At 72.6% G+C, this 15,169-nt stretch carries 13 protein-coding genes and 1 pseudogene; 11 read left to right on the forward strand and 3 right to left on the reverse strand.

Going from position 1 to position 15,169, the window contains the following annotated elements; translation table 11 throughout:
* The first annotated feature begins 89 nt into the window (after positions 1–89).
* The 8 genes and pseudogenes from ACH4VO_RS08065 (at position 90) to ACH4VO_RS08100 (ending at position 7,150) form a co-directional block, all read left to right on the forward strand.
* Positions 90–1,196 (forward strand): FUSC family protein, encoded by a 1,107-nt coding sequence (locus ACH4VO_RS08065; protein WP_360984664.1) that lies wholly within the window; start codon positions 90–92, stop codon positions 1,194–1,196.
* Entirely contained in the window at positions 1,193–2,107 is a 915-nt protein-coding gene (locus ACH4VO_RS08070) for a polysaccharide pyruvyl transferase family protein (RefSeq protein WP_360984661.1), read from the forward strand. The genes ACH4VO_RS08065 and ACH4VO_RS08070 overlap by 4 nt, the downstream gene beginning before the upstream one ends.
* Positions 2,108–2,217: 110 nt before the next feature.
* The gene (locus tag ACH4VO_RS08075) at positions 2,218–3,027 is read left to right on the forward strand and encodes an SDR family oxidoreductase (protein WP_360984658.1); all 810 of its coding nucleotides are present in this window, start codon (positions 2,218–2,220) and stop codon (positions 3,025–3,027) included.
* A 56-nt stretch (positions 3,028–3,083) separates the two neighbouring features.
* Complete coding sequence (locus ACH4VO_RS08080; protein ID WP_360984655.1) at positions 3,084–3,554, forward strand: SRPBCC family protein; 471 nt, start codon at positions 3,084–3,086, stop codon at positions 3,552–3,554.
* A gap of 66 nt (positions 3,555–3,620) precedes the next feature.
* A complete protein-coding gene (locus tag ACH4VO_RS08085) occupies positions 3,621–5,252 on the forward strand; it encodes an NAD(P)/FAD-dependent oxidoreductase (protein WP_360984652.1) in 1,632 nt (543 codons plus the stop codon).
* Positions 5,253–5,474: 222 nt separating this feature from the next.
* On the forward strand, positions 5,475–6,362 hold the full coding sequence (locus ACH4VO_RS08090) for an SDR family oxidoreductase (protein WP_360984649.1): 888 nt from the start codon (positions 5,475–5,477) through the stop codon (positions 6,360–6,362).
* A gap of 3 nt (positions 6,363–6,365) precedes the next feature.
* A pseudogene (locus ACH4VO_RS08095) lies at positions 6,366–6,692 on the forward strand (ornithine decarboxylase); the annotation flags it as partial.
* Between the two features lie 83 nt (positions 6,693–6,775).
* A complete protein-coding gene (locus tag ACH4VO_RS08100; protein WP_360984646.1) occupies positions 6,776–7,150 on the forward strand; it encodes a VOC family protein in 375 nt (124 codons plus the stop codon).
* Positions 7,151–7,205: 55 nt separating this feature from the next.
* Here the strand turns inward: ACH4VO_RS08100 and ACH4VO_RS08105 are convergent, their stop codons facing one another.
* A complete protein-coding gene (locus ACH4VO_RS08105; RefSeq protein WP_360984643.1) occupies positions 7,206–7,805 on the reverse strand; it encodes a DUF998 domain-containing protein in 600 nt (199 codons plus the stop codon).
* 149 nt (positions 7,806–7,954) lie between these two features.
* Positions 7,955–9,496: a glycoside hydrolase family 43 protein gene (locus tag ACH4VO_RS08110; protein WP_360984640.1), complete on the reverse strand. Its 1,542-nt coding sequence runs from the start codon at positions 9,494–9,496 to the stop codon at positions 7,955–7,957.
* A 586-nt stretch (positions 9,497–10,082) separates the two neighbouring features.
* Between ACH4VO_RS08110 and ACH4VO_RS08115 the strand changes: the two genes are divergently transcribed.
* Positions 10,083–11,411, forward strand: a complete 1,329-nt coding sequence (locus tag ACH4VO_RS08115; RefSeq protein ID WP_360984637.1) for an enolase C-terminal domain-like protein — start codon at positions 10,083–10,085, stop codon at positions 11,409–11,411.
* Positions 11,412–11,564: 153 nt separating this feature from the next.
* Here the strand turns inward: ACH4VO_RS08115 and ACH4VO_RS08120 are convergent, their stop codons facing one another.
* Positions 11,565–11,642, reverse strand: a complete 78-nt coding sequence (locus ACH4VO_RS08120; RefSeq protein ID WP_374104540.1) for a 50S ribosomal protein bL37 — start codon at positions 11,640–11,642, stop codon at positions 11,565–11,567.
* A 689-nt stretch (positions 11,643–12,331) separates the two neighbouring features.
* Here ACH4VO_RS08120 and ACH4VO_RS08125 point away from each other — a divergent pair.
* Both ACH4VO_RS08125 and ACH4VO_RS08130 read left to right on the forward strand, forming a co-directional pair.
* Entirely contained in the window at positions 12,332–13,744 is a 1,413-nt protein-coding gene (locus ACH4VO_RS08125) for a family 2B encapsulin nanocompartment shell protein (protein WP_360984634.1), read from the forward strand.
* Positions 13,745–13,849: 105 nt separating this feature from the next.
* Positions 13,850–15,160, forward strand: coding sequence for a family 2 encapsulin nanocompartment cargo protein terpene cyclase (locus ACH4VO_RS08130; protein WP_360984631.1), 1,311 nt, complete (start codon positions 13,850–13,852; stop codon positions 15,158–15,160).
* The last annotated feature ends 9 nt before the right edge of the window (positions 15,161–15,169 follow it).

Here is a 15,169-nt window from a genome sequence, read left to right on the forward strand (position 1 = left end):
ACCTGCTCTCCTGAGGAGCCCGCCGCCCCCTCCCCCCGCTGTTCGCCCACGACCCCGCACCCGCGGTGAGGCTGCGTACCGGCTCTCCGGTGCGGGGAGTCACCAGGCCCGACCGGTACCAGGTGGTGCAGGCGCTGAAGGCCGCCGGGGCGGCGGCCCTCGCCTGGGCGCTGACGGGCTGGTGGCTGAAGGCTCCCATGGCGCTCATGGCACCATGGGCGGCGGTGGCTCTGGTGCAGGGCACCGTCTACCGGTCGGTGCGGACGGCCGTCGAACTGGTCGTCATGATCGCTTCCGGGACTCTGCTCGCCGCCGGAGCGGCCGCGCTGACCGGGGACACGATGCTCGCGATGGTCATCGTGCTCCCGGTGACCGTCCTCCTCGGCACCTGCGCCCCGGTGGGCCAGCAAGGGCTGTACGCGCCCACCACCGCGCTGTTCGTGCTCGCCTACGGCTCGTACTCGCTGTTCGCCGTCGGGCACCGCCTGCTGGAGACGGCGGTGGGAGCCGTGGTGGGGATCGGCGTCAACGCGCTCGTCCTGCCGCCCGTCCACTCCGTACAGGTCCACCGGCTGGCGTGCGCGCTGCCCCGCGCGTGCGCGGATCTCCTGCGGGACATGGCCGAGGGAACCGACGACTACGACGAGGCCCGGGCCAACGACTGGTACGAGGGAGCGCTCACCCTCTACGGAGACCTGGCCGAACTGCGCACCGCCCGCGGATGGGCTTCGGAGAGTGTCCGGCTCAACCCGGGGCTCCGCTTCCGGCGCGGCGTCCGGCCGACGCCGCCGGAGACGTGGGACTCGGTCTGGACACGGGTCAGCGACCGGCTCCTGACCCTGACCCTCACCCTCCTGGAGACGGCGTCCGACCGGCGCCGCCTTCCCCGGCCGCCCGGACGCACCCTGAGCGAACTCGGCGTCCTGCTGACGGCCGCCGCCGAGGTCTGCGAGGTCGACCGGACGGTCATGGAGCGCGGTGCCGACGGGGAACTCGCGCGGCGGCGCGGCGAGCACCTGGCGCGGGCGCACGAGGCCCACACCGCCATGCACGCCACCCTGTCCGGCGCGGAGCCCGAGGTCACGGCGTCGGTCGGCAGCCTGCTGGCCGACACCCAGGCCCTGCTCGACGACCTGGCACCCGCCGACGAGCCGGGCGGTGCCGACGCCCCGGACCCCAAGAGAGTGAGCCGATGACGCAGCAGCGCCTCGCGGAGACCCTGGACGCCCTCCTCGTCCCCCGGAGTCCGGCCGGCCGGGTGCTGGTCACCGGCTGGTTCAGCTTCCGGGACGGGGAGGTCACCGCCGGGGACGCGCTCGCCCAGCGTGCCGTGTCGCAGGCGCTCGGCCGGCTCGGCATCGCGCACGACACCGCGTGGAGCCCCGTCTTCGAACCCGGCGGGCTCACCCTCGACGCGGCCCGCCCCGAGGACTACGGAGACCTGCTGTTCGTGTGCGGGCCCGTGCACGGCGAGCAGATCACCGCGCTGCACCGGCGGTACGCCGGGTGCAGGCGGCTGGCCGTCGGGGTGAGTGTGGTGGACCCGGACGGTCCGGCGGCGCGGGGCTTCCACCGGATCGTGGCACGTGACGGCGCCGGCACCGCGGGCCTGCCGGATCTGGCGGCCTCCGCCCCGGTCCGGCCCGCGCCGCCCGTGGCCGGGATCGCCCTGACGTACGGCCAGGGCGAGTACGGCGCCCGGCGCGGCCACGACGAGGTCGCCGGCGTCCTGCTGCCCTGGCTGTCCGGCAAGGACTGCGCACGGGTCGACGCGGACACCCGGCTGGCCCGCGACGACCCGCGTCTGTGCAGGACCGCGGACCAGTACATGGCACTGGTCGCCAGGCTCGACGTGGTGGTCACCGACCGGCTGCACGGCATGGTGCTGGCGCTGCGCGCGGGGGTTCCCGCGCTGGTCGTGGATCCGGTGTGGGGCGGGGCCAAGGTGTCGGCGCAGGCCGGCGTCCTCGACTGGCCGGCCCTGCTCCCCTGCGAGGACCTGTCGGTACCGGCACTCGACCGGTGGTGGTCCTGGTGTCTCTCGCCGGCCGGGGGGATGACCGCGGTCCGGCGCAGGGAACGGCTGCTCGGCGGCGGCTCCCGGTGAAGGCCGGCCCCGCAGCGCGGGACGGTGATGTTTGTCGTCCGGCCACGGTGGTACCCGGTCCCGGACCTGTGCGTGCCGCGCCGGACCGTCTCGCGGCGAAGGAGGAACCGATGAGCGAGGACAGCCGTCCCGTCGCCCCTGTCGCGCTGGTGACCGGGGCGGATTCCGGTATCGGACGGGCCGTGGCCGTGAGACTGGCGCAGCACGGCATGGACGTCGGCATCACCTGGCACACGGACCGGGAGGGGGCCGAGGCCACGGCCGCCGAGGTCCGGGAGGCGGGCGGCCGCGCAGCGACGGCGCCGATGGACCTCACCGCGCTGACGGAGGCCGCGGAGGCCGTGGAGACACTCGCCGACGAACTGGGCCGCGTCGACGTCCTGGTCAACTGCGCGGGCACGGGGACGTCGACACCCTTCCTCGACCTGGAGCTCGCGACCGTACGCGAGGTGCTCGACGTCGACCTGGTGGGGCCGTTCCTCTGCTCCCAGCGGGCGGCCCGCCGGATGATCGGGCAGGGCAGTGGCGGCCGCATCGTCAACATCACGTCCGTCCACGAGCACCAGCCCCGGGTCGGGGCCGCCCCGTACTGTGCCGCCAAGGGCGGTCTGGGGCTGCTGACCCAGGTCATGGCCCTGGAACTGGCCGAGTACGGCATCACGGTGAACTCGGTGGCTCCGGGCGAGATCGCCACGCCCATGACGGGGCAGGAGGACACCGACGTGATGAGCGCCGACCGGCCCGGCATCCCGCTGGGCCGCCCGGGGGACGCCCGCGAGGTCGCCGCGGTCGTCGCCTTCCTGGCGGGGCCCGACGCCTCGTACACGACAGGCGCGTCCTGGGTCGTGGACGGCGGCATGCTCCGCATGGGGCCGCAGGCCGGTTCCCATCTGCGCTCCGGCGACTGGCGCCGCCCCTGAGGCGGTGCCCGTCCCACACATTCACTGACCGCGCGTGTACCTGTCCGGGAGGATCCATGGCTGTCCGGCATCACCTCATCGACCGTCCGCCGTCAGCCCTGTGGGCGGTTCTGGAGGACGAGAACCAGTACGGAAGATGGGTCGTGGGGACCAGTGGCTCGCGCCCGGCGGAGGGCCGGTGGCCCGAACTCGGCTCGTCGATCTCCTACACCCTGCACCTGGGCCCCAAGGAGATCAACGGGCGCACCACCGTCCGGCGCATCGAGCGGCCGGGCGCGCTGGAACTGGAGGCGGAGAGCGGCAGCCTGGGGACGGCCCGCATCGCCTTCGACATCAGGCCCTGGGGGCAGGACAGGACGCTCGTGATCCTCGACGAGCATCCGCTGAGCGGCTTCGGGGGAATCCTGCACAACGCGGTCCTGGACGGTCTCCTCCAGATCCGGCACCGCTCCATGCTGGCGCGGCTCGCCCGGGTGGTCGAGAGGGCGGCGGACGAACGGGACGCCGCCGCGCACGGCACGTCCTGACCTCCCCGGACGACCCCGGCCGGGGTCGTCCGGCTCCTGATGTCTCCCCCGGCGAAGGGCAACACGATGGTCGACGCAGTGGTGATCGGAAGCGGCCCCAACGGCCTGGTCGCGGCCAACCTGCTCGCCGACGCCGGCTGGTCCGTGGAGGTCCTGGAGGCCGAGGACACCCCGGGCGGCGCGGTACGCAGCGACACGGGGGTCCATCCCGGTTACGTGAACGACCTGTTCAGCTCGTTCTATCCGCTGGCCGCCGCCTCACCGATCCTCTCCGGACTGGATCTGGGCAGCCACGGTCTGCGCTGGAGCCACGCCCCGCACGTACTGGCGCACCCGCTGCTCGACGGCAGCTGCGCCGTGCTGGACCGCGACCGGGCGGTGACGGCGGCGGGGCTCGAAGAGTTCGCCCCCGGGGACGGGGGAAGCTGGCTGGACCTGTGCCACATCTGGGACCGGCTCGGCGACGATGTCGTCCACGCCCTGTTCTCCCCGTTCCCGCCTGTCCGGGCGGGGGCGGTGCTGGCGGCGCGGCTACGGGCGGCGGGCGGCCTCAGGCTGGCCCGCAGCCTGATCCTGCCGGTGCGGCGGTTCGGCGAGGAGGAGTTCGCGGGCGAGGGCGGCCGGCTCCTGCTGGCGGGCAACGCGCTGCACGCGGACCTGGCCCCCGAGGCGGCCGGGAGCGGTGGGTTCGGCTGGCTGATGGCCATGCTGGGCCAGTCCTTCGGCTTCCCCGTTCCGGCGGGCGGCGCCGGTGCGCTCACCGCGGCCCTCGTCCAACGGCTCCGCTCACGCGGCGGCGCCGTGCGGTGCGGGCAGCGGGTGACCGAGGTCGTGGTGCGCCGGGGGCGTGCCGAAGGCGTCCGTACGGCGGCCCGGGAGGCGATCCCCGCGGCCAAGGCCGTCCTGGCCGACGTGTCGGCACCCAGCCTGTACGGCGACCTGGTCTCCCCGCAGCATCTGCCGCCCCGGCTGCTGGACGATCTGCGCCGGTTCCAGTGGGACTTCGCCACGTTCAAGGTCGACTGGGCGCTGGACGGGCCGGTGCCGTGGACGAGCCCGCGGGCCGCCTCGGCGGGCACCGTGCACATCGCCGAGGGGGTCGACGAGCTGACCCGGTTCGCGTCGCAGATCGCCCGCGGGCTCGTACCCGACCGGCCCTTCCTGCTGATGGGCCAGATGACGACCGCCGACGCGACCCGTTCGCCGGCCGGTACGGAATCGGCGTGGGCCTACACCCACGTGCCGCACCGGGTGAAGGCGGACGCCGGGCCGGACGGTCTGTCGGGGCGGTGGGACCCGGCGGAGGAGCGGGCGATGGCGGACCGGGTGGAGGAGCAGGTCGAGCGGTACGCCCCCGGGTTCCGCGCGCTCGTCCGCGCGCGGCGGATCCTGTCCCCGACGGCGCTCCAGGCCGCCGACGGCAATCTGCACAACGGGGCGATCAACGGGGGCACCGCGGGTATGCACCAGCAGTTGGTCTTCCGGCCGGTGCCGGGCACGGGCCGGCCCGAGACGCCGGTCAAGGGCCTGTATCTGGCCTCCGCCTCGGCGCATCCGGGCGGTGGTGTGCACGGTGCCCCGGGCGCCAACGCGGCGCGGGCCGCGCTCCGTGCCACGCGGACCACCACCGCCGTACTGAGCTCGGCCCAGCGGCTGCTCGCGCGCCGCGGCAGGACCGGCGAGACCGGGACAGGCTGAACCGGGCGGGCCCCCGGACGCCGCACACGGGCCCGCCCCCGAGGGACCCACGGATTCGACACATGGTCCGGTAGGTCCAGGACGCCGCCGTAGCCGCCGGCCGCCTCGGTCCCTCCTGTTCACCCGACCCAGGCCGATTGCTTCGCCGCCACGGGGGAACCCGTGACGGCACGTCTTCAGCCGCCCGCACCTGCCGGGCACCGGGGAAGGAAGTACGGACACATGAGCGACGCCGAACAGCCGCAGGACCCCACGCGCCGGCATCCCCGGCCTGATTTCCCTCAGCAGGACCAGGAGCATCCGGGGTGGACGGGCCCGATGGATCCGCCACCGGACCACGGTGAGGAGTCGTACACGGGTCATGGGATCCTGCTCGACCGGAAGGCCGTCATCACGGGAGGCGACTCGGGCATCGGCCGCGCGGTGGCCCTCGCCTTCGGGCGGGAGGGCGCGGACGTCCTGCTGACCTACCTGCCGTCCGAGGAGAAGGAGGCGCGGGAGACCGCACGGCTGGTCGAACAGTCGGGCCGCAAGGCGGTCACGGTGCCGTGCGACATCCGCGAGGAGGAGCAGTGCCGGGCGCTCGTCGAGCGGGCCGTGTCGGAGTTCGGCCGCATCGACGTCCTGGTGAACAACGCGGCGTACCAGATGTCGCAGCCCGACGGCATCGCCGCCATCTCGACCGCCCAGTTCGACCGTGTGGTGCGGACCAACCTCTACGGGATGTTCTGGCTGTGCAAGACGGCCCTGCCCCACATTCCGGCCGGTGGATCCATCATCAACACCACGTCGGTCCAGGCGTACAAGCCCAGTCCGCACCTGCTGGACTACGCCATGACGAAGGGGGCGATCGTCACCTTCACCCAGGGCCTCGCGCAGATGCTCGCCTCCGACGGTATCCGCGTCAACGCGGTGGCCCCGGGCCCCGTGTGGACCCCGCTCATCCCCGCGACCATGCCGGACACCACGGAGTTCGGGAAGCAGAGCCCCCTGGGGCGTCCGGCGCAGCCCGCCGAGATGGCACCGGCCTACGTCTTCCTCGCCTCGTCGAACGCGACCTTCATCACCGGCGAGATCATGAACGCGACCGGTGGTACGCCGCTGCCCTGACCGCGTGAGCTGTCCCGCAGCGCCCCCACCTTGCGGCCCGCGCCCACCGTCGACGTACCCGGCCCCGACGAGCTGCGCCCGGAGCAGGTGTGTCTGCCCCGGGACGCGTACTTCTCCGCGACCGAGGACGTACCGGCCGAGAAGGCCGTGGGCCGGGTGGCCGCCGAGATGATGACTCCGGGGATTCCCGCCGTCCTGCCCGGTGAACGGATCACCGAGCCGCTGCTGCGCTATCTGCGCTCGGGCCTCGAAGCCGGTACGAACGTCCCCGACCCGGCCGATCCCACGCTGGGCACCGTCCGCGTCTGCGCCGACGGGGAAGGCCCCTGAAGGGCCTGCGGCCGCCCTGGGACGTGCACGATCCCCCGGAACAGGGCCACTGAAGATGAAACAGACGAACGGAAGGATCCGACGTGCCCGTCGCCACCTATTCTCTCGTCGCCCTCGACTGCCCCGACCCCCAGGTGCTCGCGGAGTTCTACCGGGCCGTGCTCGGAGGCGAGATCGAGAAGTACAGCGACAACTGGTACACGCTCGACGTGCCGGGCGGTGCCCGCATCGCCTTCCAGAGGGCGGTCGGCCACACGCCGCCGGAGTGGCCCCGCGGTGACCGCAATTCCCAGCAGGCCCACCTGGACTTCGACGTGGTGGACCTCGACCGGTCCGAGGAGCGGGTACTAGCTCTCGGGGCGACACCGCTGGACCTCGACGACCGCGGCGGTGAACGCGGCTTCCGGGTGTACGCGGACCCGGCCGGGCACCCGTTCTGCCTCTGCCGGGAGCAGTGACGGACCGGGGCCGGCGGCGACGCCGGCCCCCGACCGGACATCCTGCCGGTCCGGGTCACTCGGGCGGCCGGGCGTTGCCGGGGTGGCAAAGGCAGGAGGCGACCACCACCAGGGGCCATACGGACTGAAAGGCCGTCAGGAGCCGTTCGACGACCCCGATGGCACCGTTCCGGCTCATCTCGACCAGGAACCAGGCCGCGCCGACGCCTATCAGCGCGGTCACCATCACCGACACCACCGGGCGCAGCCCCCAGGGCGCGGCTGCGCCACGGTCGGCGGCCAGGACCGGCCACACCGCGAGAAGGGTGAAGCCGACCACGACGACCGACCCGTGGTGGAGGGACCCCCCGCTGCTCGGCACCGGGAGCAGGGCCACCCCCAGGGCTGCCACTCCCCCGCCGCCGAGCGCCGCCCGGCCCGCGGACGCGGCCGCCCGAAGTCCCCAGGCGGTGAGCAGATGGCAGACGCCCAGGGCGATGAAGGCCCCGTTCATCACCCAGGAGCCGGCGGCGCCGTGGGCCGCGAGCACGCTGATCGTCTGCGTGACGGGATCGTAGGCGGGCCCCTCCAGGAGCGCCGCGATCGTCCAGCCCGCGACCAACAGGACGGGCGCGCATACCGACGAAAGCAGGGCCCACTTGGGAACGGGTCGCATCCGCCCACCGTAGAGCGCCCGCTCGTTCCTCCCCCGCGCACACGCCAGGCGGGGAAGCCCGATCGGGCGGGCGCCGGACGCGTCCCGATCCGATCGGCTGCCGAGCCGGCGGAGGTCGGGCAGGGCGGGCCCACCGGACCCCGTCCGGCTCAGTCCGTGGTCGCGGGCGCCCTCCCGGCCGGGTCGTCCAGCGGCTCGTAGTCGAACCAGTCGAAGTGGACGGTGCCGGTGGAGGCGTACATCCCGATGACCCGGCCGGTGAAGCCGCCGGCGACCTCGGTGGACAGGTACCGGCCGTCGAGCCGTGCGAGTTCGGCGAAGGTGCCGTCGGGTTCCTCGACACCGAGGACGAGGGTGTCAGGACCGCTCCGCGCGTCGGCCGGGACCGGGGTGGCGGTCACCTCCACCCGAAGGACCTGGGGACCCGCGGGGAGCGGCCGCGTCGCCACGACGGTACGCAGGGGGCCGATGCGGGCGATCACACGGACCTCGCCGGACGCCACCTCGATGTCGTAGTGGTGGCTCTCGTCGAGGCGTACGGCCAGACCGCCGGTGCCGTCCGCCGGGTCGATCAGGGTGCGGGCCCGGCACGCCAGGTGCTGCTGACGGCGCCCGACGAACGTCACGTCGGTGGCGTCGGGCGAGGCGCCCCGGGCCCGGAGGGTCAGCCGGCCGGGGCGCTCGCCGGTGGTGCAGGCGTCGGCCTGACGGTCCCTCGGGGAGATCCAGTGCGGGGCGAGTCCGGGCAGGTCGAAGTCGTCCCTGGCGGGGGCGGGGACCGCCGGGACGAGAGGCCACGGGGGCGCGGGCATGGCGGGTGCCACCTCGCCGACGACCGGCCAGTCGTCGACCCAGCTCACCGGGGCCAGGAAGGTCTCCCTGCCGAGTACGTGCCAGCCGGGGGTGCCGCCGAGCGGCCGTACCCCGAGCAGGACCATCCACCACGACCCGTCGGGGCCCTGCACCAGGTCTCCGTGGCCGGTGTTCTGGATCGGCAGGTCGGTGCCGCGGTGGGTGAGGACCGGGTTGTCCGGGCAGGGCTCGAACGGGCCGTCGGGGGTGCGGCCCCGGGCGATCGAGACGCCGTGGCACCGCTCGGTCCCGCCCTCGGCGATCAGCAGGTACCAGTAGGCGCCGATCCGGTACAGGTGCGGCGCCTCCGGCGCCTTGGCGCCCGGGGTGCCTGACCAGATGCGGCGCGGTGGCCCGAAGGTCTCCCCGGTGTACGGGTCGATGCGGATCTGCTGGACGCCCGCGGTGGTGCACCAGCAGGTGCCGTCCTCGTCCCAGGCGAGATCCGGGTCGATGCCCTTGACTCCGGGCAGCCGGACCGGTTCGGACCAGGGGCCGGCCGGGTCCTCGGTGTGGAAGAGCAGGTTGCCGCCGTCACTCACGTTCGTGGTGATCAGCCAGAACCGGCCTTCGTGGTGGCGCAGGGTGGGAGCGTAGATCCCCTTGGAGGAGGCCGTCTCCCGTGGCAGGCGCAGTTGCGACGGCCGGTCCAGGGCGTTGCCTATCTGGGTCCAGTGCACCAGGTCACGGCTGTGGAAGAGGGGAACGCCGGGAAAATACTCGAAGCTGGAGCAGGCGAGGTAGTAGTCCTCCCCCACGCGGCAGACACTGGGGTCGGGGTGGAACCCGGGGATCACGGGGTTGGTGACGGTGCTACCCGTCTCGGGCACGCTCGACACACTGAATCCTTTCATCGATCCGGCCACGCCGTGCCACGTCCATCACGGGTGGGGGTGCCTCGGACCGTCCTGGGAGAACTGCGACCTCTCGAGCCTCACAGAAGAACCCGCCCCGCGTCTACGGAGGTCTCACATCGCGGCTGGTCACACCCGCACGGAGGCCGCCCGCGCCGCCTGCCCCTTCCCGGGCCCGGCCCCCGCGAGCACCCGGCACCCTGGCGGTGACCGCCTGCCGGCCCGGACCTCCCTGCCCCAGCGGCGGAAACTGGTCGTGGACCTGATGCGGGACCGATCCCCCCGCACAACCGTCATGCTCGCGGTGGACATCACCGGGCCGGATGGGCCGGCGGGGGACGGATCACGGTGACCACCGTCGTCGAGGAGAAGGGCCAGGGGCTCGGAAGGACCGGCCCCGCTCTCCTGGACGCCCCGGACGCCCCGGAGTTCGTACCGCCGGCCCCTGCGGGCGGACCACGCCGTCGTGGACCGCGAAGGTCCGCGCCCGGCCACCCCGGTCGAGCTCGACCGGAGGTTACGGTCGGCGTCGTTCCTGTTTGTATCCACCGGACATAAGGAATCCAACGCCATGAGCCAAGCGACCATCACCCGTTTCTCGGTCTATCCCGTCGCCGGCCGCGACTGCATGGAACTGAACCTCTCCGGCGCGCACGGCCCCTTCTTCACCCGTAACATCCTCGTTCTCAACGACTCCGAGGGGCGTACGGGGCTCGGAGAGGTACCCGGCGGAGAAAAGATCACGCAGACACTGCGGGACGCCGAGTCCCTGGTCATCGGCGCGAAGGTGGGCGACTACAAGCGCGTCCTGCGCGAGATCGGCAACCGGTTCGCCGACCGCGACTCCGGCGGGCGAGGCACCCAGACGTTCGACCTGCGGACTACCGTGCACGCGGTCACGGCCGTCGAGTCGGCCCTGCTCGACCTGCTCGGCCAGCACCTCGGCGTACCGGTCGCGGCCCTGCTCGGGGACGGTCAGCAGCGGGACTCCGTACGGGTGCTGGGCTACCTCTTCTACGTCGGCGATCCCGACCGCACCGACCTGGAGTACGTCCGCGAGCCCGGTGCGGACGTCGACTGGTACCGCATCCGGCACGAGGAGGCCCTCACCCCGGAGGCGATCGTCCACCAGGCGGAGGCGGCCTACGACCTGTACGGCTTCCGGGACTTCAAGTTGAAGGGCGGAGTGCTGGCGGGCGCGGAGGAGGTCCAGGCCGTACGGGCGCTCAAGGACCGCTTCCCCGAGGCCCGGATCACCCTGGACCCGAACGGCGCCTGGTCCCTGCGCGAGGCCGTGGACCTGTGTGCGCCGCTGGTGGGCACGCTCGCCTACGCCGAGGACCCGTGCGGGGCGGAGGACGGGTACTCGGGGCGGGAGATCCTCGCCGAGTTCCGCCGCGCCACGGGGCTGCCGGTGGCGACCAACATGATCGCCACCGACTGGCGGCAGCTGACCCACGCCCTGGCCCTGCAGTCGGTCTCCGTTCCGCTGGCCGACCCGCACTTCTGGACCATGCAGGGCTCCGTCCGAGTGGCCCAGTTGTGCAACGCGATGGGGTTGACCTGGGGTTGCCACTCCAACAACCACTTCGACATCTCGCTCGCCATGGTCACGCACTGCGGTGCCGCAGCCCCAGGCGAGTACAACGCCCTGGACACGCACTGGATCTGGCAGGAGGGCCTGGAACGGCTCACCGTCACCCCGCCCCGGATCGTCGACGGCGAGATCGCCGTGCCCGACTCCCCCGGCCTGGGTGTCCAGATCGACATGGACCGTCTCCTGGCGGCGCACGAGCTCTACAGGAAGGAGGCTCTGGGTGCGCGGGACGACGCGGTCGGCATGAGGTACCTCGTGCCGGGGTGGACCTTCGACGCCAAGCGCCCCTGCCTGGTGCGCTGAGCCGCGGTCGCGGGGGACCCGGAAGGGCTGCGCGGCGTCCCGGCCGGTGCCGGCGGCGGCACCACCTCGATGAGGCCCTCGGATGACCACCGCGCCCGGGCAGTCGTGCGGGGGGCGGCACGTGTGCCGCCCCCCGATGCGCCGCGCGCTTCCTCAGCTCTGCGGACGGCTGCCGTGGTTCGCGCCGTTCTTACGACGGGCCCTCTTCTTGCGGCGTCGCTTCGAAGACATGGAAAACCCCTATCTGTGGCTCGTACGCGTCATCTGCCGGATGCATGGCCGGAGATCACCGAGCCCTTACCCCACGCGGCGCCACCACACACGCGATCTGCGTCCTCTTTTATGGCCACATACAGCCATACTCGACAGCGGACCAGTCCGCTCGTGCTCCCCGCACCCGAAGACGGCAGGACCCGCTGCGGAGCTCCGTACGGTCGGCTTCCCCGCCTCGCCGACGCCCTCCGGCCGCGGCGGTCGATGACCGGACGAAGCTGGGATGAGGACCGAGCCCGGGAGGAAGACGAGGCCTGGGGGTCCCCCGCCGGCGACCACGACGCGTCCGGTGACGGCAAGTGCCTCGGGATGCGTTCCGACGGGACCGTCTGCCTCCGGAGCCGGGGCGGACCCCGGCTGGAGCACCGGGACGAACGGCGGCGGAGCAATCCGGGGGCGAGCCGGCAGGAGCCGGGCCGGAACGAGGCACCGGCCGTGGCTGGAACGCTCCCGCACTCGGACAAACATCATGCGGCCGCGATCATCGTATCGAGTTAATGTCGACGGCTTTCCTTGGTCCACGGGGCGAAGCGGCCCTTACTGTCCCTAGTGATCCGGACGGGTTCCCGATCACTTACCCCTTTCGCTCCTGCTGCCCGGTGACGCCCGTGCGCGCCTCACCGCCCTGACCGAGGAGAGCCTGCCCGATGACTGTTGACTCGAGCCCGGAAGCGCGCCGGGAGCTGCCCCGGCAGTCCAGCCTGGGCACGGCGGCCGCCCGTAATCTCGCCACGACGTCCAAGTCCGCCCCTCAGATGCAGGAGATCACCTCTCGCTGGCTGCTGCGCATGCTCCCCTGGGTGGAGACCCAGGGCGGTGCCTACCGGGTGAACCGTCGCCTGTCCTACACCGTCGGCGACGGGACCGTCGAGTTCGTCCAGGACGGCGCCGAGGTGCGGGTGATCCCCCGTGAGCTGGGGGAACTGGCCCTGCTGCGGGGCTTCGACGACGTGGAGGTACTGAACGCCCTCGCCGATCGGTGCGTGCAGCGCGACTTCCGCGCCGGCGAGACACTGGTCGAGCGCGGGGCGCCCGCCGACAAGCTGCATCTGATCGCCCACGGCCGCATCAGCCGGACGGCCGTCGGCCGGTACGGCGAGGAGGTCGCTCTGGACGTGCTTGCCGACGGCGACCGGTTCGGGGAGAACGCCCTGCTGGACGAGGACGCCCGGTGGAAGCAGACCGCGACCGCCCAGACCCCGGGCACGCTGCTCACCCTGTCCCGGCCCGACTTCGCGGCACTGCTGTCCACAGCGCCGGGCCTCCGCGCCCATGTCGAAGAGTTCGTGTCGCTCTCCCGCCGACGGCGGAACCATCGCGGCGAGGCGGAGATCGCCATGTCGGCCGGTCACGTCGGCGAGCACGAACTGCCCGGCTCGTTCGTCGACTACGAGCGGGAACCACGTGAGTACGAACTCTCGGTCGCCCAGACCGTTCTGCGGATCCACACGAGGGTCGCCGACCTCTACAACGGGCCGATGAACCAGACCGAGGAGCAGCTCAGGCTCACTGTCGAGGCGTTGCGTGAGCGCCAGGAGCACGAGCTGATCAACAACCGGGAGTTCGGCCTGCTCCACAACGCCGACTTCAAGCAGCGCATCCAGACGCACTCCGGCCCTCCGACCCCGGACGACATGGACGAGCTGCTCTGCCGGCGCCGCGGCACCGCGTTCTTTCTCGCGCACCCCCGGACGATCGCGGCGATCGGGCGGGAGTGGAACTCCCGCGGGATCTACCCGGACCACGTCGATCTCGGCGGCCAGGGGGTTCCGGCCTGGCGAGGGGTGCCGATCCTCCCCTGCAACAAGATCCCCGTCACGCCGGAGAGGACCAGCTCGATCCTCGCCATGCGCACCGGCGAGGAGAACCAGGGAGTCGTCGGCCTTCACCGGACCGGGCTGCCGGACGAGTACGAACCCGGTCTGTCGGTCCGCTTCATGAGCGTCGACGAGAAGGCGGTCATCTCGTACCTCGTCAGCACCTACTACTCCGCCGCCATCCTCGTCCCGGACGCGGTCGGCGTACTGGAGAACGTGCAGATCGCCCGCCGGCCCCAGTAGCCGGTCAGCCCGCGAGGTGCGGTGCGACAACCCCGTACCACCCGGGGTGGTCGCGTATGCCCCCGGATGCTTCGCGACAGCCGCCCACCCAGCAAGGAGCCATGGATGCCCGTGTCTGAGCCGCCACCTCCGCGGCCGAGTCCTCCGGAGGCCACCGCCCACGTCGGGGAGCGTGTACCCGCCGTTGCGGCGGCCAGCGCCTTCGCTGCCGGTGCCGCCCCCGGCGGCCCGCCCTCCTCGCCCTTCCTCCCGGGACCGCCCGTGATGCCCGCACCCGCCTGGCGGTCCCTCGACGCCCCGGCGGTGGAGGCGCCGGCACCGAGCGCCGGCCTGGCACGGATCCTGCGTGGCCCCAACGGCCTGGGCACGACGGGCCTGCGTCCGGCCCTGCGGCAGGAGCCGCCGGCGCCTCCGGGTGCTCCGGCCGGCACGGCGGAAGGCACACCTGTCCCGGGGCTCTACCACCACCCGGTGCCCGAGCCTGACCCGGTGCGGGTCGAGGAGGTCGGCCGAAGGATCAAGGCCTGGGCGCTGGAGGAGGTCGACCTGTATCCCGAGGACTGGGAGGAGGAGTTCGACGGCTTCTCCGTGGGCCGCTACATGGTCGGCTGCCATCCGGACGCGCCCAGCATCGACCATCTGATGCTCGCCACCCGCCTGATGGTGGCCGAGAACGCGGTGGACGACTGCTACTGCGAGGACCACGGCGGGTCGCCCGTCGGCCTCGGCGAGCGCCTGCTGCTGGCCCACACCGCCCTCGATCCCCTGCACACGACGCGGGAGTACCAGCCGCAGTGGCAGAAGTCGCTCCACGCGGACGCGCCCCGACGGGCCTACCGCTCCGCGATGGAGTACTTCGTCCGGGTGGCCAGCCCCTCCCAGGCGGACCGGTTGCGGCACGACATGGCCCGGCTGCACATGGGGTACCTCGCCGAAGCGGCCTGGGCGCAGCAGGACCACGTCCCCGAGGTGTGGGAGTACCTGGCGATGCGCCAGTTCAACAACTTCCGCCCCTGCCCGACCATCACGGACACCGTCGGCGGCTACGAACTGCCGGCGGACCTGCACGCCCAGGCCGCCGTTCAGAGGGTCATCGCCCTCGCGGGAAACGCGACGACGATCGTGAACGACCTGTACTCCTACACCAAGGAACTCGACGCTCCGGGCCGGCATCTGAACCTGCCCGTCGTGATCGCCGAGCGTGAGGGCCTCTCCGCCCGGGACGCCTATCTGAAGTCGGTCGAGGTCCACAACGACCTCATGCGCGACTTCGAGACCGAGGCGTCGGCCCTGGCCGCGGCCTGCCCCGCCCCACCCGTGCAGCGCTTCCTGCGGGGTGTGGCCGCGTGGGTCGACGGCAACCACGCCTGGCACCGGTCCAACACCTATCGCTACAGCCTGCCCGACTTCTGGTAAGAGAATGGA

Source organism: Streptomyces sp. NPDC020780, from assembly GCF_044334475.1.
Classification (GTDB): domain Bacteria; phylum Actinomycetota; class Actinomycetes; order Streptomycetales; family Streptomycetaceae; genus Streptomyces.